This is a genomic window from Martinezella lusitana (assembly GCF_010668395.1).
In the GTDB taxonomy this organism is placed as follows: domain Bacteria; phylum Pseudomonadota; class Alphaproteobacteria; order Rhizobiales; family Rhizobiaceae; genus Rhizobium; species Rhizobium lusitanum_A.
Genome location: NZ_WUEY01000023.1, coordinates 50,726 through 70,471 on the forward strand (window position 1 = coordinate 50,726; position 19,746 = coordinate 70,471).

19 protein-coding genes are annotated in these 19,746 nt (G+C 60.7%); 4 read left to right on the top strand and 15 right to left on the bottom strand.

All coding sequences use genetic code 11. The annotated features are described in order from the left end of the window. Nucleotides 1-19 precede the first annotated feature (19 nt). The 4 genes from GR212_RS30680 to GR212_RS30695 form a co-directional block, all read right to left on the bottom strand. Nucleotides 20-982 (bottom strand): ABC transporter permease, encoded by a 963-nt coding sequence (locus GR212_RS30680; RefSeq protein ID WP_163992690.1) that lies wholly within the window; start codon nt 980-982, stop codon nt 20-22. Then, nucleotides 979-2,496, bottom strand: a complete 1,518-nt coding sequence (locus GR212_RS30685) for a sugar ABC transporter ATP-binding protein (protein WP_163992692.1) — start codon at nt 2,494-2,496, stop codon at nt 979-981. The genes GR212_RS30680 and GR212_RS30685 overlap by 4 nt, the downstream gene beginning before the upstream one ends. Before the next feature lie 101 nt (nt 2,497-2,597). After that, on the bottom strand, nt 2,598-3,443 hold the full coding sequence (locus GR212_RS30690; RefSeq protein WP_246726095.1) for a substrate-binding domain-containing protein: 846 nt from the start codon (nt 3,441-3,443) through the stop codon (nt 2,598-2,600). Nucleotides 3,444-3,767: 324 nt separating this feature from the next. Next, entirely contained in the window at nt 3,768-4,163 is a 396-nt protein-coding gene (locus GR212_RS30695; protein WP_163992696.1) for a winged helix-turn-helix transcriptional regulator, read from the bottom strand. A gap of 117 nt (nt 4,164-4,280) precedes the next feature. On the opposite strand from GR212_RS30695, the gene GR212_RS30700 reads away from it, so the two are divergent. From GR212_RS30700 to GR212_RS30710, 3 genes are all read left to right on the top strand, one after another. Next, nucleotides 4,281-4,715, top strand: a complete 435-nt coding sequence (locus GR212_RS30700) for a nuclear transport factor 2 family protein (RefSeq protein ID WP_163992698.1) — start codon at nt 4,281-4,283, stop codon at nt 4,713-4,715. Nucleotides 4,716-4,749: 34 nt separating this feature from the next. Then, a complete protein-coding gene (locus tag GR212_RS30705; RefSeq protein ID WP_163992699.1) occupies nt 4,750-5,358 on the top strand; it encodes an FMN-dependent NADH-azoreductase in 609 nt (202 codons plus the stop codon). Nucleotides 5,359-5,887: 529 nt separating this feature from the next. After that, nucleotides 5,888-6,172 (top strand): hypothetical protein, encoded by a 285-nt coding sequence (locus GR212_RS30710; protein ID WP_163992701.1) that lies wholly within the window; start codon nt 5,888-5,890, stop codon nt 6,170-6,172. Between the two features lie 61 nt (nt 6,173-6,233). Here the strand turns inward: GR212_RS30710 and GR212_RS30715 are convergent, their stop codons facing one another. From GR212_RS30715 to GR212_RS30740, 6 genes are all read right to left on the bottom strand, one after another. Continuing rightward, nucleotides 6,234-6,815 carry an NAD(P)H-dependent oxidoreductase gene (locus GR212_RS30715; RefSeq protein WP_163992703.1) on the bottom strand — a complete coding sequence of 194 codons (582 nt, stop codon included), beginning with the start codon at nt 6,813-6,815 and terminating at the stop codon, nt 6,234-6,236. Further along, nucleotides 6,812-8,221: an FAD-binding oxidoreductase gene (locus GR212_RS30720; RefSeq protein WP_163992705.1), complete on the bottom strand. Its 1,410-nt coding sequence runs from the start codon at nt 8,219-8,221 to the stop codon at nt 6,812-6,814. The genes GR212_RS30715 and GR212_RS30720 overlap by 4 nt, the downstream gene beginning before the upstream one ends. Before the next feature lies 1 nt (nt 8,222). Further along, nucleotides 8,223-9,536: a cytosine deaminase gene (locus tag GR212_RS30725; protein WP_163992707.1), complete on the bottom strand. Its 1,314-nt coding sequence runs from the start codon at nt 9,534-9,536 to the stop codon at nt 8,223-8,225. Further along, nucleotides 9,536-10,402: an ABC transporter permease gene (locus GR212_RS30730; RefSeq protein ID WP_204326835.1), complete on the bottom strand. Its 867-nt coding sequence runs from the start codon at nt 10,400-10,402 to the stop codon at nt 9,536-9,538. The genes GR212_RS30725 and GR212_RS30730 overlap by 1 nt, the downstream gene beginning before the upstream one ends. Next, complete coding sequence (locus tag GR212_RS30735; protein ID WP_163992771.1) at nt 10,402-11,226, bottom strand: ABC transporter ATP-binding protein; 825 nt, start codon at nt 11,224-11,226, stop codon at nt 10,402-10,404. Before GR212_RS30735 ends, GR212_RS30730 begins: the two co-directional genes overlap by 1 nt. 102 nt (nt 11,227-11,328) lie before the next feature. Continuing rightward, complete coding sequence (locus tag GR212_RS30740) at nt 11,329-12,345, bottom strand: ABC transporter substrate-binding protein (RefSeq protein WP_163992709.1); 1,017 nt, start codon at nt 12,343-12,345, stop codon at nt 11,329-11,331. Nucleotides 12,346-12,529: 184 nt separating this feature from the next. On the opposite strand from GR212_RS30740, the gene GR212_RS30745 reads away from it, so the two are divergent. Further along, entirely contained in the window at nt 12,530-13,498 is a 969-nt protein-coding gene (locus GR212_RS30745) for a LysR substrate-binding domain-containing protein (RefSeq protein ID WP_163992711.1), read from the top strand. Here the strand turns inward: GR212_RS30745 and GR212_RS30750 are convergent. From GR212_RS30750 to GR212_RS30770, 5 genes are all read right to left on the bottom strand, one after another. Continuing rightward, complete coding sequence (locus tag GR212_RS30750; protein ID WP_163992713.1) at nt 13,486-14,283, bottom strand: creatininase family protein; 798 nt, start codon at nt 14,281-14,283, stop codon at nt 13,486-13,488. The genes GR212_RS30745 and GR212_RS30750 overlap by 13 nt on opposite strands. A 274-nt stretch (nt 14,284-14,557) precedes the next feature. Continuing rightward, nucleotides 14,558-16,030, bottom strand: a complete 1,473-nt coding sequence (locus tag GR212_RS30755; RefSeq protein WP_432444421.1) for a nucleobase:cation symporter-2 family protein — start codon at nt 16,028-16,030, stop codon at nt 14,558-14,560. A 284-nt stretch (nt 16,031-16,314) separates the two neighbouring features. After that, a complete protein-coding gene (locus GR212_RS30760) occupies nt 16,315-16,617 on the bottom strand; it encodes an alkylphosphonate utilization protein (RefSeq protein ID WP_163992718.1) in 303 nt (100 codons plus the stop codon). A gap of 183 nt (nt 16,618-16,800) precedes the next feature. After that, entirely contained in the window at nt 16,801-18,756 is a 1,956-nt protein-coding gene (gene fhuB / locus GR212_RS30765) for a Fe(3+)-hydroxamate ABC transporter permease FhuB (RefSeq protein WP_163992720.1), read from the bottom strand. 38 nt (nt 18,757-18,794) lie between these two features. Further along, nucleotides 18,795-19,736, bottom strand: coding sequence for an ABC transporter substrate-binding protein (locus tag GR212_RS30770; RefSeq protein WP_163992722.1), 942 nt, complete (start codon nt 19,734-19,736; stop codon nt 18,795-18,797). Nucleotides 19,737-19,746 lie beyond the last annotated feature (10 nt).

The following is a 19,746-nucleotide window of genomic DNA, read 5'->3' on the forward strand; positions in this document are numbered from 1 at the left end:
GGTGCAATGGTGCCCTGATTTACTGCTTGGCTCGTTTCGCGCGCACATCCAGATAGACGGCCACCAGGATAACGACGCCCTTGACGATGAGTTGGTAGAAATAGGGAACGGACAGCATATTCATGCCGTTGTTGAGAACGCCGATGATGAGCGCCCCAATCAACGTGCCGACCATGGTGCCAACACCTCCCGAAAGGCTTGTACCACCAAGGACGGCAGCCGCGATAGCATCCAGTTCGTAGCTCATTCCCGCATTGGTTTGCGCTGAGAAGAGCCGGGAGGAGAGAAGGATGCCGCTGATGGCCGACATGACGCCGGAGATCATGAAGATGGTGATCTTCAGCCTGTCGACCTTGATGCCGGAATAGAGCGCCGCTTCCTTGTTGCCGCCCGTCAGATAGGCCCTGCGTCCGAACGTGGTCTTGCTGAGGAGAATATGGTTGAACACGAACAGCACAGCCACGAACCAGATGACGATCGGAATGCCGATGAAGCTCTGGGTGCCGATCGCCGTCCAGCTCGGGTCCATGATCATCGCCGGGGCGCCGTTGGTCGGAAGGCTGACGAGGCCGCGGTAAATCCCCATGGTCGCCACCGTGACGATGAAGGATGGCAGCATGAGCTTTGCCGTCAGCGCGCCGTTCACCAGGCCGAGTGTCGCGCCGGCAAGGACGGTTATGACGATGGCGGGCACGAAGCCGAGGCCGAAAAGAATGCATTGCGCTCCGACCATGCCGGCAACCGCGATGATGGAGCCGATCGAAAGGTCGATCTCGCCGAGCAGGATGACCCATGTCATGCCGAAGGCGGCAATGGCGATGACGGCCACCTGTTGAAGAATGTTCAGGAAATTGGCGACCGACATGAAGCGCCCGTTGGTGAGGGAAAAGATCACGCAAAGGGCAACGAGCGACAAGAAGATGCCGCCGTACTGCTTGAGGGCTCGGCTATAGGCAGCGTTGGCTGCGCTGGTGTTGCTCATGATAGGAATCCCGTCGCAAAGCTCATTATTTTTTCGGGCGTCATCTGGTCCGGCGCCGCGATTGCCGTCATGCGGCCTTCGCTCATCACGACGACGCGATCGCTCATGCCGATGACTTCCGGCAGTTCGGAGGACACCAGCAGGATCGCGGTTCCTTCTGCCGCCAACTGGCGGATGATCTTGTAGATTTCGAACTTGGCCCCGACATCCACGCCGCGCGTCGGCTCATCGAGGATGAGAATTCGCGGCCTGGTCAGCAACCACTTCGCCAGAACGATCTTCTGCTGGTTGCCGCCCGACAGGGAACCGGTCACGGTTTCGAGCGAGGCCGTCTTGATGGCGAGGCGACCGACCTCCGCCGTGGCGGCCTGCCGTTCGCGCCGGCGCTTGAGGAAGCCGAAGCCGTCGGCAAAGTCCTTCAGCGCCACCATCGAAATGTTCGTTTCGACGCTATGGGCAAGGACGAGGCCTTCTTCCTTGCGGTTTTCGGTGACGAAACCAATGCGTCTGTCGATCGCTTCGACGGGCGAGCGGATGGCGATCTTTTTGCCGTCGATCGAGATGGTGCCCGCGGAGGGCTGCCTCATGCCAAAGAGCGTGTTCATCACTTCCGATCGTCCGGAGCCGATCAGACCGAAGAAACCAAGGATTTCACCGCCTCGCACGTCGAAGCTGATATTGTCGAACTCGCCCGGGCGCGACAATCCCTGGACGGACAGGGCCGCCTTTTGATCCGCAGAAGGTGCGGGCACATCGCGCGGCGGGTAGATCTCGTTCATGTCGCGGCCGACCATCAGCGCGATCAGCTCCTCGATCGTCGTCCCGGTCTTGTCGCGCGTGGTGATGTAGCTGCCATCGCGCACGACCGTAATGTCGTCGCTCAACCGCATGATCTCTTCCATGCGATGCGAGACATAGATGATCGCGACGCCCTGGGCCTTCAGGCGCGAAATGATGTCGAAGAGAATTTCCGCCTCGTTGTCGCTGAGCGAAGATGTCGGCTCATCGAGAATGACGACCTTGGCCTTGATGCTGAGGCCCTTGGCGATTTCGACCAACTGCCGCTGCGCGATCGACAAATCGCCCACCTTGTCGGTGACGGAAACGGGCAGCTTGAGTTCTGCGACCAATTCGGCCGCTTCGCGAATGAGCGCCTTGTCGTTGATGAAGCCGTAGCGGGACGGTTCCCGCGTCGCCAGGATGTTCTCCGCGACGGTCAAGTTGTTGCAAAGGCTGAGTTCCTGAAAGACGATCGTCAGGCCGGCCTTCGTCGCATCCTGCGGCCCCGCCGGGGCATAGGGCTCACCGCCAAGGCGGATGCTGCCCGATGTCGGCTGATAGACGCCGGCAAGGATCTTCATCAGGGTCGATTTGCCCGCGCCGTTCTCTCCGAGGATCGTGTGCACGCGTCCCGGCATGACGCGCAGCTGCATGCCCTTCAGCGCGGAGACGGAGCCGAAGACTTTCGTTACGTCCTTGATCTCCAGGATTGGACTGCCATTCGAGGATGCCATGCCTCACCTTTTCTTGCCTGGTTCCGGCGGCCGCGATGAAACGCAGGCCGCCGGAGGAGCGGTCTTTTCCAGAGAAAAAGCCGTCTTGGGAGGAAATAAAATCAGTTCTTCTTCACGTAGACGCCGGGCACGATGGGCTGGCTTTCCGGAACGCTTTCGCCGGCCTTGACCTTGAGGGCCGTATCCACGGCAAGCTTGCCCATCTGATCCGGAAACTGCTGGATGACGCCGACCATGTCGGGATCCGTGTCGACTGCCTTGATCGCTTCCGGCATGCCGTCAAAGCCGATCACCTTCACCTTGCCGCCGAGCCCGGCGGACTTTACGGCGACGGAGGCGGCAAGCGCGGCATCGTCACCGAAGCCGAAAATGCCGTTGATATCGGGATTGGCCTGCAACATGTTCTGCGCCACGGCCAGAGCTTCGGCGCGCGTGATGCCGGTCTGGATCGAGACGATCTTGATGTCGGGATGCTTTGCGATCGCGTCCTTGAAGCCGTTCACGCGATTGACCACCGACTGCACCAGCGGATAGTCGATGATGGCGACATTGCCCTTGCCGCCGAGCTGCTGCGCCATCAGTTCACCGGCCTTTACGCCGCCGGCGTAGTTATCCGTGCCGATATAGGACGCGACCTTGGCGCCTTCGACCGGAACGTCGACGGTGATGACCTTGATGCCGGCTGCCTGGGCGCGCGCTACGGCCGCCAATGCACCCTTGCTATCGACGGGCGACATGATGATCACGTCGACGCCCTTGACGATGAAGTCTTCGATATCGGCGAGCTGCTTGTTCAGGTCCTGGTTGGCGATCGACATTTCGACCTGGACGTTCTTGGCGGCGGCTTCATCCGTGATCGCCTTGGCGAGCGCATTGTAGAAGGGGTGTTGCTGGGTGAGCAACGAGACGCCGATGTCCTCGGCATGTGCCGCGACAGCGGCCAACATGACGCTGGCGGAAACAAGCAAGGACTTGGTGAAAGAAGATAGGGTCAAAGGAGCTCCTCCCTGTGATGAGACCTCAGAAGCGAACATCCGTCCTGGCTCGGCCTCCCGCCAGCGGACGGAGAGCTTCATAGGGTAAATTATTGACGCGCGTCAAGTTTTATTTATGCATACGAATTGTTGTAATCGGTCTCGTGATAAGAAATTAGAGTGGCGGCAGGATTGCGGCTCGAAATGCATCGGAGGCATGTTGCGCTTTGCGCAATCGATACCGAGGCAGCCGATGGCGGCGGGCCGGCGGCATCTCCCTTCCTGGGCATCCGGCGGCTATCTGGCGTCATAGGTGGATTGTGCTTCTCTAACCTGTTCCCAGTTTGTCTTGGCCCAATCGACGAGCCCCTGCGTCGGTTGCAGCAGGCTTTTTCCCAGGATGGTGATCTCGTATTCGACACGCGGCGGCACCTCGGGAAACACTTCCCGCACGACCAGCCCGTCGCGCTCGAGATTTTTCAGGGTCGCGGAGAGCATTCGTTGCGAGATTCCCGGGACGGAGCGCTCAAGCTCGGAAAATCGCGCCCGGCCGCCGAGAAGATCAAGCGACAGGATGACGAAGATCGTCCATTTGTCTCCGATCTTGTTCAGCAGTTCCCGCACCGCCATGGGGTCTGAACTCCTGCATATGGCCGCAGGGTCGAGGCCGACGAATTTGCCCGGTTTCTTCATGACTTACCTCGGTGTTAGCTACTGAAATGAAAGTGCCTTCTTTTTCAGAATTAGCTTCCAATATATATGTAGCTCTCATTCGGTTAGCAACTACGCGAAACGCTTGGAGAGCCTGTGATGACGAATCCGAAATACGCTGTCTTTGACCCCGCCCGACCTTATTTCGACCTGGTCCGCACGGCGCTGGGCGACCTCGTCGATGGCGAGCACTTCTTCGATATCGTCGCGGACGATGTCGTCTACGAGGTTCTTTACGACATTGCCGGTTGGCCCCGCGTCATCGAGGGGCGCCCGGATCTGATGGCCCAGTTCAGGGGCTATTGCGACCACATCAGGCTACAAACCGCCGACAAGCTGGTTCGTCATGCGATGGATGACGGCAGGGGCCTTGTCATCGAATACGAAGTTCATGGAACCATCCTTGCGACCGGGGTGAAATACCACAACAGGTTCTGCTCGATCATCAGGATCGAAAATCGAAAAGTGGCGCATTGGCGAGACTACATGGACTCTCTGGCCGCCTGGAACGCGCTCACGGCGCGCGCCCGCTGACAAAACCTTCCGACAGAAATTGAGAGCTATCGTCATGAAACGAATTCTTATGATCGAAGTAAGCCCCCGGGGAGGCGAGTCGGCGAGCCGCGCGGTCGCGGATACGCTCGCAGCGCGGCTCGCCGCGCTTCATCCGTCTGCGGAACTGACGCGCCGCAACCTGGCCGCCGAGCATCTACCGCATTTGGACGAAACGACGCTTCGCGCCATTTCGACGAAGGATCCCGTCGAGGCAGGAAACCTCAACGAGGCGGCACGCCGGTCGGATCACCTGACCGATGAGCTTCTGAACTGCGATCTTCTGGTGATCGCCACGCCGATGTGGAACTTCGGCATTCCATCGGCTCTCAAGGCCTGGGTCGATCTGGTCGTGCGGCCGGGCAGGACCTTTCAATATGGGGGTGAGGGCGTTGTCGGCCTGGCAAAGGACAAGAAGGCCATTTTGGTTTTGGCTTCGGGCGGCGTCTTCACGGAAGGCCCATGGCGTCCGTGGGATTTCGTCGAGCCTTACCTGCGCCAGATCCTCGGCTTCATCGGGATCACCGATGTGCAGACCGTTCGGGCCGAAGGGATGAACATCCCGACGTTGGCGCGGGACGCAGTGCCCAAGGCCAGAAAGGCCGTCGAAGACCTGGTGCTATAGGGCTTGCTCACGGGTTTGACGCGCGACAGGGCCCGACCCCGCAATCGCCAATTATCGTTCCGCCACCTTCTGCTGAAGGCTTGCGACGGGGATTCTTTCCCACGGTGTTCGGTGTCGGGAAGGCAGGGCTCGAATGCCGTCAAGCGGTGCAATCCCCCCTGCCTCGATACCCACGAAAGGAGAAGCTCGCCATGGGCGCTCCACTTCCTCGTCAAAAATGGACGTAGGCTTCTCTCGGAAAGCTCACTAGCGTCCTGAAGGAGTAGACATAAAGGCTGCCGACGCAACGGGACCGTTGATCGCCACGGCCTGCCAATCGACAAAAAGTGAACCTACGAATGCTGTGGCTTGCTATGACAAACTCGTTTTCCAGGGTGCTATCCTTGCCGAAACCACATGAGCGAGGTTGGCCGAAGCGTGTCGCAATCTTCCGGATGCGGTTTTATCGCCTTGGCCTGTTGATCATTCGCGTGCCGTTGCCTTGCAAACCGCAGCTCATTTCTGCGCGTCCTGCCGGAGAGAAGGCATAATGGCGCGCTTTCATCGCTTGCCCGGAGACCACCTGACATCGGAGCAAGTCGATTTACTTCAAAAGGTGCTGGATAGTATCACCTGCCAGCCATGGTTCGACGACAGTCAGCATCGTCGCGACAGCCTGGTGGTGCGGCTGACTTTCCTCATTCAAATTGGAATAGTCGACGCTGCGCATTTGCAGTGCATCGGTGTTTCCTGGGCGGTAAAGGATTTCAGCGGCAGTCAGGTGAAAGCGAGCCGGCCGACGCCGTCTTCAACTCACCTGCGCACCAGCCATTGATAGTCTTCGAGGCTGTCTCCGGCCATCAACCGGTCAAACGCGGAATGCGGCGAGACGCCGCTTAAAACCGCTGCATCTGCTGATCGACCTTCAGCAGAAAGCGCCCGCGCGAGGCCTCCGTCGAGCGGTTCATGTCGTAGTGCGCGAGAAAGACGACCGGAGCGAAAGGCTTGATCTGCGCCCGCAACACGCGCTTGACGATCTTCTTCGGCGGATTGCCGGCGACAAAGGCGCGAAACGGATCGGCGCCATAGGTCAGCACGGCGCCGAGCTTGCGGATATGCTGCAGCTTGGAGCGCACCTTGCCGTCGACGAGTTCGAAGGAGACGCCAGGGAGCCAGACCCGGTCGAAATAGCCCTTGAGGATGGCCGGAAAACCAAAATTCCAGACCGGAGTGACGATAACAAGGGCCTCGGTACGCTGCAGCCGCTCGACGTAGGATTTTACCGCCTCGGTATTGTCAGGATAGTCGTGGTAGATCACGCGGTCGTGACGCGACAGGACGGGATCGAAATCTTCGGCATAAAGGTTGCAATCGTCGACTTCGTGGCCGGCACGCTTCAGGCTCTCGATGGTTTGACGGTGCAGCGCGGCGCCAAAGCTTTCCTCGACCGGATGGGAGTGAAGGACGAGGACCTTCATGACGCCTCCATCAGCGCCGCAAGGCCCGGGAAGAGGTAGTTCTTGCCTGATTTGAAGTCGAAATCCGGATCGTCCCAGGCGATCATCTTGCCGGGATTGAGCAGGCCCTTCGGATCGGTTTCCCGCTTGAAGGCAAGCTGGACGGCGTCCGTCTGCTTCATGCCGCCTTCCTCCAGCGTATAACGATGCGGGTTGAAGATCGGGCAGCCGTGGTCCTGATGGATCCTGATGATTTCCTCGAGACGCGCCTCCGACGTATAGCGCACCAGCGGCAGCCCGGCGCACTGGATCTGCCCGTCGAACCTGATGAATTCGAGATGGCCGGGCACCTCGTCGCCGAAGGTTTCCACCATCTTCTGGACCTTCGCGACATGATCCGGCCCCGGATACTGCACCTGCAGATAGGTGATCGACGGATCGACCTTGATGGCGCGCAGCGTCGTGTGGTTCCAGGCGAGCTCATAGGCGTGCGGGATGCCCTTCATGCTCTCGACCTTGTCGGAGCGGAAGGTGATCTCGCCCTTCTGCTGTCGGGTAAAGGCAACGAAGGGGTCCATCGAATGCGGCGCGATCATCAGCGCCACGATCGACTGTCCCTCACGGATATAAGGCTTGTGGCGGGTGAAGTATTCGTGCGGAATGGGTGCCGCGATGGGGGCGATTTCCTTGACGAGGATGCCGTTGCACTTGGCCAGTGCGTCGGAAAAGCGGACGGCATCCATGAAATCGTCGTAGCCGACCAGCACGTCCACCCAGTCATAGGCGGGCGCCAAGGGCATTTCGATCTCGGTTATGATGCCGTTCGTGCCATAGGCATGGCTGACCTTGGTAAGGTCCCATCCGGTCAGGTCGAGAACGCGGGGTTCCGCCTCCATGGTGACGACGCGCAGGCGCAGGATATTGCCGAGATCGCGCAGGCCGCCCCAGGTGATCGACCCGACGCCGCCCGAGCCGCCGGCGATAAAGCCGCCGATCGTTGCCGTCTGCGCCGTCGAGGGGTGGAAGCGCAGCTCCTGGCCGGAATGGGCCTTGGTCTGGCGGTCGAGCTCGGCAATCACGATGCCGGGTTCGCAGATGACGCGGCCGGGATGGATTTCCTTGATCGTGTTCATGGCGGCAAGATTGAGGACGATGCCGCCGGAGAGCGGCATGGCCTGGCCGTAATTGCCGGTGCCTGCGCCGCGCGGCGTGACTGGAACGTCATGGGCATAGGCGACCTGCAGCGTGCGGATTACCTCCTCCTCGGTCTTCGGCGTGACGACGAGATCGGCGGTGACATTGTCGAGCTGGGCCTTCAGGATCGGCGAATACCAGTAGAAATCCCGGCTTTTCTGGCGCACGAGCGCCGGATTGTCTTCGATGGAGATGCCTTCGAGTTCTTTCTTGATGCGCTGGTAATCCGGCATTTTACGCTCCAATGACGCTGTCGAGTTCACGATAGTCCGGCAGGCTGCGGTCGATCACCTTGCCCTTGCGAAGGACGACGCGGTCGGACTGCGGTCGGGAAAGAAATTCGCTCCAGCGCCGGGCGCTGAAAAGAACGAGATCGGCGGAATGGCCGACCGCGATGCGGCCGATATCCGGACGGCCGAGAATGTCTGCGGGAGAGGTGGTGACGACTCTTGCCGCCGTATCCAGCGGATGGTCGAGATGCAGGATTCGGACGGCCTCACGGAACACTTCGACAGGATCGAGGTCGCCATAGGCATAGAAGGGATCTCGGGTGTTGTCGGAGGAGACGGCTGTGGCAACACCGGCCGCGGCAAGCTCGTGCAGCAGGGTAACGCCGCGCCAGCGCGGCGTGCGGCCGGGATGGCGGTCCTGAAGATACATGTTGCACATCGGCAGCGAGACAATGGAAATCCCGGCCTTGGCGACGAGATCGATGGTCGCGCGGGCGACATCCGCATCCTGCCGTGCGAGCGAGCAGCAATGGCCGGCAGTCACTTTGCCGGTGAAGCCGTTGCGAAGCACGGCTTCGGCGATCGCCTTCAGCGTCAGCACCTCCTTGTCTTCGGTCTCGTCGACATGCAGATCGATGTCGAGGCCATTGTCGGCGGCGGCGCGGATCAGCTTGTCGAGCTGCGCATCGAGTTCCGGGCTCATCTGGGTAACGCCGCCCATCAGGCCGCCGGCGTCGCGAACGACCGTCAGCAAGTCGGCGAAAAAGGCTTCATCCGCCATATTGTCGAGCGGGAAGAGGGCGACGGCCTGCAGCGCAATCCTGTCCTTCCAGGCCTCGCGGACCGAGGTGAAGACTTCGAAGGAAATACGGTGCTGCGGCGCCAGCGAATCGAGATGGGTGCGGATCAGGCCGGTGCCGTGGGCGTAGGCCGAACGCAGCGAGAATTCCATGCGCTTGCGCACGTCGTCCGCCGACCAGTTGGCCTCGCGGTCGGAGCGCACGGCATCGAGCGCCCCCATGAAGCTGCCGTCCGGATTGGAGCGCCGCTCCCATATGTGGCCCTTGTCGAGATGGGTGTGCATGTCGGCGAAGGTCGGCCAGACCATGCCGTCCCTCATGTCGACTTTGGCATATTCGACCGGCGCTGTTCCGGGTGCGAGTATGGCCTTTACGAGGCCGTCGGCGACGACGATATCGGCCTTGACGAGGCCTTCGGCGGAGGTTGCCTGGAAGTCGGACAGCGTTACGGCGGGAACGGTGGCGTTGCTCAGCGCGAAGCGGGCGGCGTTGGGTGGTGACATGAAGGCGTGGGACATCAGTTTTCCCGCTTGAGGCTGCTCTCATGCCAGCGATGCAGGCTCAGCCATGAAATGAAGGAGGTGAAGGCGAATATGGCGACGCCAAGGGCCGACAGGAGCAGGAGTGCCGCAAACAGGCGTGGCATGTTCTGGCGGTATTGTGCTTCGAGCAGGCGGAAGGCGAGACCGGAATTGGGGCCGCCGGAGCCGGCCGCAAATTCGGCGACGACGGATGCGATCAGCGACAGGCCGCCGCCGATCCGAAGCCCGGTCATGAAATAGGGCTGGGCCGCCGGCAGCTTCAGGTGCAGCAATGCCTGCCAACGCGAGGCGCCATAAAGGTCGAAGAGATTGAGCAGGTTGTGATCGACGCTCTTCAGACCCTGCACCATGTTGGACAGGATCGGGAAGAAGGCGACGAGAAAGCCGCAGATCAGGAGCGCCGACTCGCGCGTCGGCGCATAGATCAGGATCAGCGGTGCGATCGCGACGATCGGCGTCACCTGCAGGATCACGGCGAGCGGATAGAAGGCGAGTTCGATCCAGCGGGACTGCACCAGGAAAATGGCGAAGCCGACGCCGCCGATCAGCGCGAGCACCAGCGATATGAAGGTGATCTCGGTCGTCACCCACAGAGCCGGCCAGAGAATGCCCCAATCGGAAACGAGCGCCTTGGCGACGGCGATCGGGCTCGGCAGGATATATTGCGGAATGCCGGCGCCGAGGACCAGAAGCTGCCAGAGAACAAGCAGTACGAGGACGGTCAGGACCGGCACAAAGACGCCGAGCGCGCGTTCGAGATTGCGTTGCCCGGTTGCCGCGGCAGGGGCTAACTCTGCGGGCTGGACGGAAAGATTGACGGGCAGGCTGGTGCTGTCGCTCATCAATGGGCCTCCTGCCGGCCGATGGCTTCGATCAGGGAAAGCGACACTTTCTCGCAAACCTGCCGATATTCTTCCGATGAACGATAAAGCGGATCGCGCTCGCCTCGGGTTTCCAGCGGAAAGTCGCTGTGGACACGTCCGGGCCGCGCCTTCATGACGACGATGCGGTTGGAGAGATAGGCGGACTCGTAGACGGAATGCGTGACGAAGATGACGGTGATGCCCGTTGTCTGCCAGAGGCGCAGGACATCGTCGTTCAGCTTCTGGCGCGTGATTTCGTCGAGCGCGGCAAAGGGTTCGTCCATCAGCAGCAGCTTCGGCTTCGTCACCAGCGCGCGGGCAATCGAGACGCGCATCTTCATGCCGCCGGACAGCTCTCGCGGATAGGCATCGGCAAAGTCCTGGAGGCCGACCGTCGCCAACGTCTCCATGATCTGTTCATGGGCGGCGGCCTTCGAAATACCTTTGAGCTTCAGGGGCAGGTGGACGTTGCCGAAAACCGTCTTCCAGGGAAGCAGGGTCGGTTCCTGAAAGACGAAGCTGATATCGCCGTCCGGCAGGCCCTTGGTATTGATGCGCGAACTCGGCCAATCGATCCTGCCGCTGGACGTGCCGCCGAGGCCGGCGATGATGCGCAGGGCCGTCGACTTGCCGCAGCCGGAGGGGCCGAGCAGGCTGATGAACTCGCCGCTCTCCACATTGATCGACATGCCGGAAAGCGCCAGCGTACCGTTCGAAAAGACCTTGGAGACCTGATCCATGACGACAAGCGGCCGCTTGCGTGCTTCCGTCCGGTTTGTCGCAATGGTTTCCGATAGGGTCATCATGTGGTTCTCTGTCGATTTCAGCGATCAGGCTTGCTGGAAGAATGTCCCTCTCCCCGCGAGCGGGGCGAGGGGCGAGCCACGGGCCGAATAATATGCCTGCTACTTCTTCAGCGACATCCCGACGCTCTTGCAGACGAACTGTGTGTCGAAGGCTTTCTTGTAGTCGATATCCGCGTCGAAGACCTTGATCTGCACCATCTCGTCGAAGAACTTCTTGTAGTGCGCGTCGGTAATGCAGCCGATGCCCTTGTCGAGGGCGTCGCCGGATTCGACGATGCCATATTCCTTCATCTTGGCGATGGAATAGGCGATCTGGCCATCCGTCATATCGGGATTGTCCTTCTTGATCAGGTCGTTTGCCGCCTTGTTGTCGCCGTAGAGATAGTTGTACCAGCCCTCGATCGACGCATCGACGAAGCGCTGTACGAGATCGGGGTTCTTGTCGACCAGCGCCTTCTGCGCGGTGATCATCGTCGAATAGGGGGAGTAGCCGGCGTCGGCGATCAGGAAGACTTTCGGCTTCCAGCCGGCCTGCTTCTCGATCTCATAGGGCTCGGAGGTCACATAACCCTGCTGCGCCGACTGCTTGTCGGCCAGGAAGGGCGCCGGGCTGAAATTGTAGGGCTTGAACTGTTCGTCCTTGAAATCCGGGAAATTCGCCTTCATCCATTCGAAATAGGTGATGTAGCCGTCCTTGCTCAGGAACAGAGTCGGCAGTTTGGCAAGGTCCTCGAACTTCTCCACGCCGGCATCCGGATGGGCGATCAGCACCTGCGGATCCTTCTGGAAGATCGCTGCGACATCGACGATCGGGATGCCCTGCTTGACCGCATCGATCTCCTGCTGCGGGCCGCCCATGTAGAAATCAAGCTTGCCGGAGACCAGAAGCGCCTGGTTGGCGGCGTTGGGGCCGCCCTGAACGATGGTGACGTCCAGGCCATATTTTTTGTAGGTGCCGTCGGCGACGGCCTGGTAGAAACCGCCGTGCTCGGCCTGGGCAAGCCAGTTGGTTCCGTAGGTGACTTTGTCGAGCGCATTTGCGGGCTCAGCCGCCGCGATCGCCGCAGCCACACCCATGGCGGCAAAAAATGCTTTTGTCTTCAATACATTATACATGGCTGACTGTTCCCTTTATCTGCCATGGGACGTCGTTGTTGAAGCCCATTTCCTGCATTTGAGCGATTGCGTTGCGCTTTGAAAAGCATCAAAATTCGTGCGCATTGATGCCTTTTCGGCATCTGTTCCCAGGCATGTGCCTAAATTGTGCGGCCTGGGCAAAAAATAAGCAATGGGAACGAAGATGCTGCACTCGAGACGACTTCTCTACATCAATGAAATTGCCCGCTGCGGCTCCATCCGCAAGGCGGCCGCGCGGCTCAACGTGGCCTCTTCGGCAATCAATAGGCAGATTCTGGCGTTGGAGGAGGAGATGGGCGCGCCGCTCTTCGAACGCCTGCCGCGCGGCCTCAGGCTGACGGCGGCGGGCGAGCTCTGTATCGAGCACATCCGCGAGGTCTTGAAGAACTACGAGCGGTTGGAGGGCCGTATTCGCAGCCTGAAGATGCAGCAGGCCGGCAAGATCAGGATGGTCGCGACGGTCGGCCTGACATCCGGTCCGTTGCCTGAGATCATCGCGCGCTTCCTCTCCGAACATCCAAGGGTGTTCATCCAGCTGCGCAACGATGCCGGCTCGACGACCATGGCGCCGGTCGTCTCGGGAGAGGTCGATATCGGCCTCGGCTTCAACATACCGGCGGCGCCCGGCATCCGCTCGCTCGGCAATTTCGACATACCGATCGGCGTCGTGCTGCCGCCCGGCCACCCCTTGATCGGACCGGGACCGATCAATCTTGCCGATGTCGTGGAGGAGCGGCTGCTGTTGGCGCAGCCCGGCACGAGTCTCAGGGATGTCATCAATCTGACGCTGGCGAGACTTTCCGTGCAGGTCGAGCCCGTGCTGGAGAGCAATGCATCGGAAATGCTGAAGCAGCTGGTGAAATGCGGGGCGGGACTGACGCTGCTCAATCCGCTCGACGTCATTACCGAGTGCCGGCGGGGCGAGCTGGTGTTCCGGCCAATCGCCGAGCCCAATTCACGTCATCAGCCCATGAAGCTGTTCGCCCGTGCCCGCGCGCCGCTCGATGCCGCCACCAGCCTGTTCGTCGAATACCTGCTTGCCGAGCTTGCCGGAATGGTGGAGGAGCTGCAGGCGAAAGGGCATATCGTCATGCCCTCCGAGCGTCGTCGTTCGGATACTTATTTCGAATAGAGGTTGGAGAGCGGATAGTCGCGCAGGTCGCGCAGCATCTCGATGAAGCCGGCGATCTGGTGGCGGCAGATGAGCGCGCCTTTCTCCGCGGTACCGGCCGCGGCATTGCCGACGACGCCGTTCGGATTAAGATCGTGCGCGATCCAGGCGAGCGAATGCGGCGGCAGCGGCTGCAGATATTTGGAATGCGCCTTCATCCATTCCGCCTTGGAGGCGAAGTTCTCCGCCTTGTCCATCCGCACGAGCTCGGGCCGGAAATGCAGCATGAGCGAGGTTTCGACGTCGCCGCCATGGATGCCGAAGCGCTGCTCGTGTTCGTCGATCATGCCGTCAGGCGTGCCGAAGCGGGTCCATTGCGTGGCGACGACGGCCATCTGATGCCGCACGCGCAGCTCCCGCGCGACGATGCCCATGATGTCGAGGTTTCCGCCGTGGGAGTTGACGATGACCATCTTGCGGATGCCGGCTTCGGCGACCTTCGCGCCGATTGCGGTCCAGACCGGGATCAACAGCTCCGCGCTAAGCGACAGCGTGCCGGGACCGTAGACATGTTCGTTGGCCTTGCCGATTTCCTGTGTCGGCAGAACGAGGAAATGGAGATCGTCGGGGCGCTGGACCTTCAGTTCCGCCAGCATGCCTTGCGCGATCGCGACATCGGTGGCGATCGGCAGGTGGGGACCGTGTTGTTCCGTCGAGGCGATCGGCAGGATCGCGATCGTGGTATCCGGCGAAAGATCGGCGAAATCATAGGTGTTGAGTTCGTTCCAATAGAAGGGCTTCGCCATTGCCGTATCCTCTCGCCAGCGTCTTGTGGCTAACGGATACGGCAAGGATGATGACGGTGAAAAGCATCAATTTGCGGTCGCGCCGCTGCCTTTTTGCGGACGGGCAGCGAAGAAGAAAGGTCCCGGTGAGCTATGTCGCGCGCGGTTCGGGATGTATTCCGGCCGGCGGCCTGACCGCAGGCACCCGTATCTTGCCCGCATGAATGACGATCGAGCGCAAAAAAAAGGCGGCTTGCCGGCGCCGAACGCCCGCAAGCCGCCTAACTTCGTTCGATCAATGGGCTTCCGCAGGGATCAAGGGCACCTCCGAACCGTTGGCGTCGTAGAGCTTGCCGTTCAGGAAATAGTCGCCGTCATGCAGGCCTGCGACGTCCTGATACCGGATCAGACGCTCCGTTCCTGCAACGAAGACCGATTGCTGGTCCGAATTGCCCACCTTCAGGTGGTTGAACAGCAGGTTCAGCATGATCGCCATCAGGGCCGCGGAGCTGATACCCGAATGGAAAATCGTGACGATCCACGGCGGGAAATGCTCGTAGAAGCCCGGAGCTGCGATCGGGATCATTCCGAACCCTATCGAGGTCGCCACGATGATGAGGTTCATGTTGTTGTCGTAGTCGACCTTGGCGAGGGTTCTGATCCCGCTCGCGGTCACCGTTCCGAACAGGACGAGGCCCGCCCCGCCGAGGACAGAGCTTGGAACCGCCGCCACGATACGGCCGACGACTGGCAGTAATCCGAGGGCGACGAGAAAGAGACCGCCGGTTGCCACGACGAACCGGCTCTTGATGCCGGTCACGGCCACAAGGCCCACATTCTGCGCAAAGGCGCTCTGTGTGAAGGAGCCGACCACGGGAGCCAGGATGCTGGACAGCATATCGGCGCGCAGGCCGTCGCCGAGCCGGCGAGCGTCGACCTTGGTTCCGACGATCTCACCGACGGCAAGAATGTCGGCGGAGGTTTCGACGAGCGTTACCATGATCACGATGCACATCGAAATGATCGCCGCCGTGTCGAAGACGGGATAGCCGAAGTGGAAAATCTGCGGCAGGGCGACGAACGGTCCGTTCGCCACGCGCGAGAAATCGGCTATGCCCACGGCATAGGCGATGCCGGTGCCGATGATGATGGCAAGCAGGATCGATAGCCTCGATATGGCTGCGCTCGCGAGCTTGCTGAGCAGCAAGACAATCAACAGCGTTACGGCCGCGAGCAGAATGTTGGCCTGGCTGCCGAAATCCGGTGCGTTCCTGTTGCCGCCCATCGCCCAGCCCGCCGCAACCGGCATGAGCGTGAGGCCGATGGTCGTTATGACGATGCCGGTGACAAGGGGCGGAAAGAAGCGCGTGACGCGCGAAAACACCGGCGTAATGATGAGGCCAATGAATGACGCCGCAATGACCGCGCCGAGAACCGCCTGGATGCCGCCATGCCCGGTGATGGCGATCATCGTCGCGACACCGGAAAAGGATACGCCCTGCACCAGGGGCAGGCGGCTGCCGAAGAACGGTATCCCGATCGTCTGCAAGATGGTCGCCAGGCCGCCGGCAAACAGCGAGGCTGTCACCAGCAGACCGATATCGGATGGCGAGAGCCCCGATGCCTGGCCGACGATCAGCGGAACGGCAACGATGCCGCCATACATCGTGAGTACGTGTTGAAGGCCGTAGGCGAGATTGGCGCCGAGGCTGAGCTTTTCATCTTCGAGGGATATGCGTGCTGTATTTTCCTCTGCAGTCGTTGCCAAGGTAAACTCCTCCATACCTTTGCGTTTCTCATTGTCCTCCAAATGAGAAATATAAGTTACGGTGCGCGACCCCGCATGACTTTACAGAAAAATGCGAAACACCTTACCGGAAGGCTGGCGACCGGCAGGCCCCGGCAGGTTCGACGCGCCACTCGAATCCATCGATTCGAGGTTCGCATATCCCGCCAGGGTGCCCAACCGCCATCTTGAAAGCAATGCCTGCCACCCGCCGAACGTCAAGGCTCCGAACCGGAGATGCGGGCGCCTGGATGTCCGAAGCCGTATCAGCGCTTGCGCACGAATTCGGTGCGCAAGACCAGCCCTTTGATGGTGTCGTGGCGGCAGTCGATCTCTTCCGGGTTTTCGGTGAGCCGGATCGATCGGATGACGGTCCCTTGCTTCAGCGTTTGGCCGGCGCCCTTGACCTTGAGATCCTTGATCAGCACGACGGAATCGCCGTCGGCGAGCACGTTGCCGGATGCATCGCGAGCCTCCGCGGCCCTGGCCTTCTCCGCAGCGATTTCGGAAGCGGGGCGCCATTCGCCGGTTGCCTCGTCATAGATGTAGTCGTCGTCCTGGTCGGTCATGTCCGTCTCGTATCGTGTAGTGATGAATTGCAGTTCATGCTGTCGCCCGACGCCGAGGCGACCGGATGAAAACCTGCTCTATCCCGGATGAGGCTTCGGTGCAAACCGAGGTCGGACCGGGAAGGCGCAAATGCGATGCCTGGATGGGTCTGGAAGATCTTAATCGGCCGCAGCCCGTTTGTCCTATCGTGATCTTGTTCTTCGCATCGAGAACAGGAAATAGGGAGCCCCGACCATAGAGGCCATCAAGCCGGCCGGGATTTCATAGGGAAACAGAAGTGCCCGGCCGAACACGTCCGCCGCCAGAAGAATGATCGCACTGACCAGCCCCGCGGTAAAGGCCTGCTGGATCGGACGGCGAGGTCCGATCATGCGGACGATATGGGGCGACATCAGTCCGACGAAGCTCAGCGGCCCGACGAGCATGGTCGGTATAGCCGTGCAGATCGATATGGCAATCAGGAGCACGGTATTCGACCTGGCACCGCTCACGCCTATGGCGCGAGCGGAAGACATGCCGAGCGGCAGAATAGCAAGCCAGCGTCCCAGCAAAGGGAGCATTGCCGCTGTGAACAGGGCAAAGCCGAAGGCAACCGTGGCGTCGTGCTCGGAAACGTTCGAGATGGAGCCGGCCATCCATACGAGAAGGGTATGAACGCGCGGATCCCCGGTCGTCAGCAGAAATGTGAATGTACTGCTGAACAGGGTGCTGATGGCGAGACCGGCCAATAGGAGCTTTTCCGGAGAGAAGGCCGAGCGGCGTGCGAGAATGAATATAAATGCCATCGTCAAGATTGCGCCGGCGGCACCCGACATCATTTGTATCGTACGGTCGGGTTGTGCAAAGGCCAGGACCGTAACGAGCGCCCCCAACCCTACGCCGGACGAGACACCCAGGACTTCTGGGGAGGCGAGCGGATTGCCCGTCAGGCGCTGGCTCATTACGCCCGCAATGCCAAGCATGAAGCCTGCGGAAACCGCTGTCAGGCTGCGCGGCCATCGCCAGGGAACGGTGGCCCAAAAATCCGGGCCGAAGGCGAAGCGCCAATGGCTCATGTCGTTGGTGAGGGCTAGGGCTATGTAGGCGAGAATCAGCAGCAAGCCGACGCAAAGAGCGATTGCCGGCCAGATGCGGTGGTCTGTTTCACGCCGTTCGCTCATGGATATTTCAGGCGTCGACGCCAGATGAGGGAGAAGCCAGAGCATAAGCGGCGCCCCGAGAAGTGCGGTCAGGCTGCCCGCGGGTATTTCTCCGAAGGAACCCGTCAGCAATTGCAGCCCCTGGTCCGTCGTCGCAAGAATAAGGGCGCCGATGAGCGCGGACAGCAACAGGCGATGCTTCAGACGGCGTGCGCCTGCGGCACGAGCCAACGTAGCGCCGGCAAGCCCGACGAAGCCGATGACACCAACGGCACTTGTCACGGCTGCGCTTAAAAATACGCTTGCCCCCAGCACAAGCAGCCGGATTTTGGCAAGGGGAAGACCAAGCCCGCGGGCATTTTCGTCCTGAAGCTGGAGGATGGCCAGCGGCCGCAGGAGGATCGCGATCAAGACCGTTGCTGCCGAAATCTGGATCAGCAGCCGATGCGTTGCATGCCAATCGTTCTGGACCAGGGATCCGGCGTTCCAGATAAACATCCCCTGGAGATTGTCGTGATGAAACAGCACGATCAGCGCATTCATCGTGCCGCAAAGCAGGCTGACGATCAGTCCGCCCAGCATAAGGCGGATTGGCGAAAGGTTCTGGCGTGTCGCCAGGGCCATGACGATCAGCATTGCGGTAGAGGCCCCCGCAATGCCGATCATGTCCCGGCCGTTCTCCAGTAGAGAAGGCGTGAGAAGAGACGCAAGGGTGAGGGCCAAGGAGGCGCCGCTGGAGACGCCGAGCGTCGCCGGCTCGGCGATCGGATTGCGAAGGACAACTTGCATGACGGCGCTGACGAAGCCGAGACAGGCGCCGGCGGCCAATGCCATGGCGAGCCGTGGCAAGGCGGAATAATAAAGGATCGCCGTCTGGATTTTGCCTTGAGATGCAAGAAGATCGTACCAGAAGGCAGCCGGAAACGCCCGATCGAGATGGATGACCGTCGCTGCAATAAAGGCGAAAGCGAGGGCTCCGATGCTTGCGACTGCCAGCATGGGGCGTTCCGTGACGCGAAACGAATGGCGAGCGCTCGTCATTCGCCGCTACCTGCCAGTGTGGCGGTGATAAGCCGAGCAAAACGTTCCGCTGTCGGCAGAGCGCCAAAGCCCCAGATCAATGGAAGTTCGCGCACTTGCCCATTCACGGCTTGAGGCAGCTGCCGCCAAAGATCGCTTCGGAATAGGGCATCGGAGGAGGCTCCGTCGGGGGATGCGATCCAGACGACGCAGGCCTGTGGATAGGCGGCCAGCGTATCGACGCCAATCTGCGTGCTGCCCCACAGGAGGGTCGGCGATTTCGACCAGGCGTTTTGAAGACCGATGCGGCGCATGGCGCTATCGAACAGGCTGCCGCCGGTGAATACGACGAGATTGGTCGGCGACAGAGCCTGCACCAGCAATATCGGTCGCTGCTCCTTTGCCGCAATGCGCTTTGCGCAGTCGGCAAAGCTTTGATCCATACGCGACAGAAAATCACAAGCGACTGCGGGATTTCCACAAAGCGATGCGAGGCAAAGAGCGACTCCGCGCGCGGCTTCGATGGGATCGCCCTTGCCGCGATCGTAAAGCGTGAAGCTCTCGACCGGGGCAAAGCGTTCGAGGATCGGCCGTCCCGCCGCCTGCCACGACTGGATGAGGATCAGGTCCGGCTCTATTCTGGAAAGCAGTTCCAGGTTCGGATTGATCTGGAAGCCAAGGTCGATGACGTCAGGCGGCGTAGGAGGGTAGCCGACCATGCGCTCGTAACCGGCGATCTCGGCAGCCGCAATGGGTGTCAGGTTCATGGCGTAGAGCATTTCGCTCATGGCCCAGTTCAGGGATACGACGCGCAGTTTCGGTCGATTGGCTTCCGCTGCGGCTGATGTCGGCAGGGCATAGGCCATCGCCAGCGACGGGATCGCTGAAAGCAGCGAGCGGCGGGTTGTTGCCAGCCACTCTGCCTTCTCCGAGCCGGGGTATGTGCCGTAGCCAGTCAAGCGAAGACCC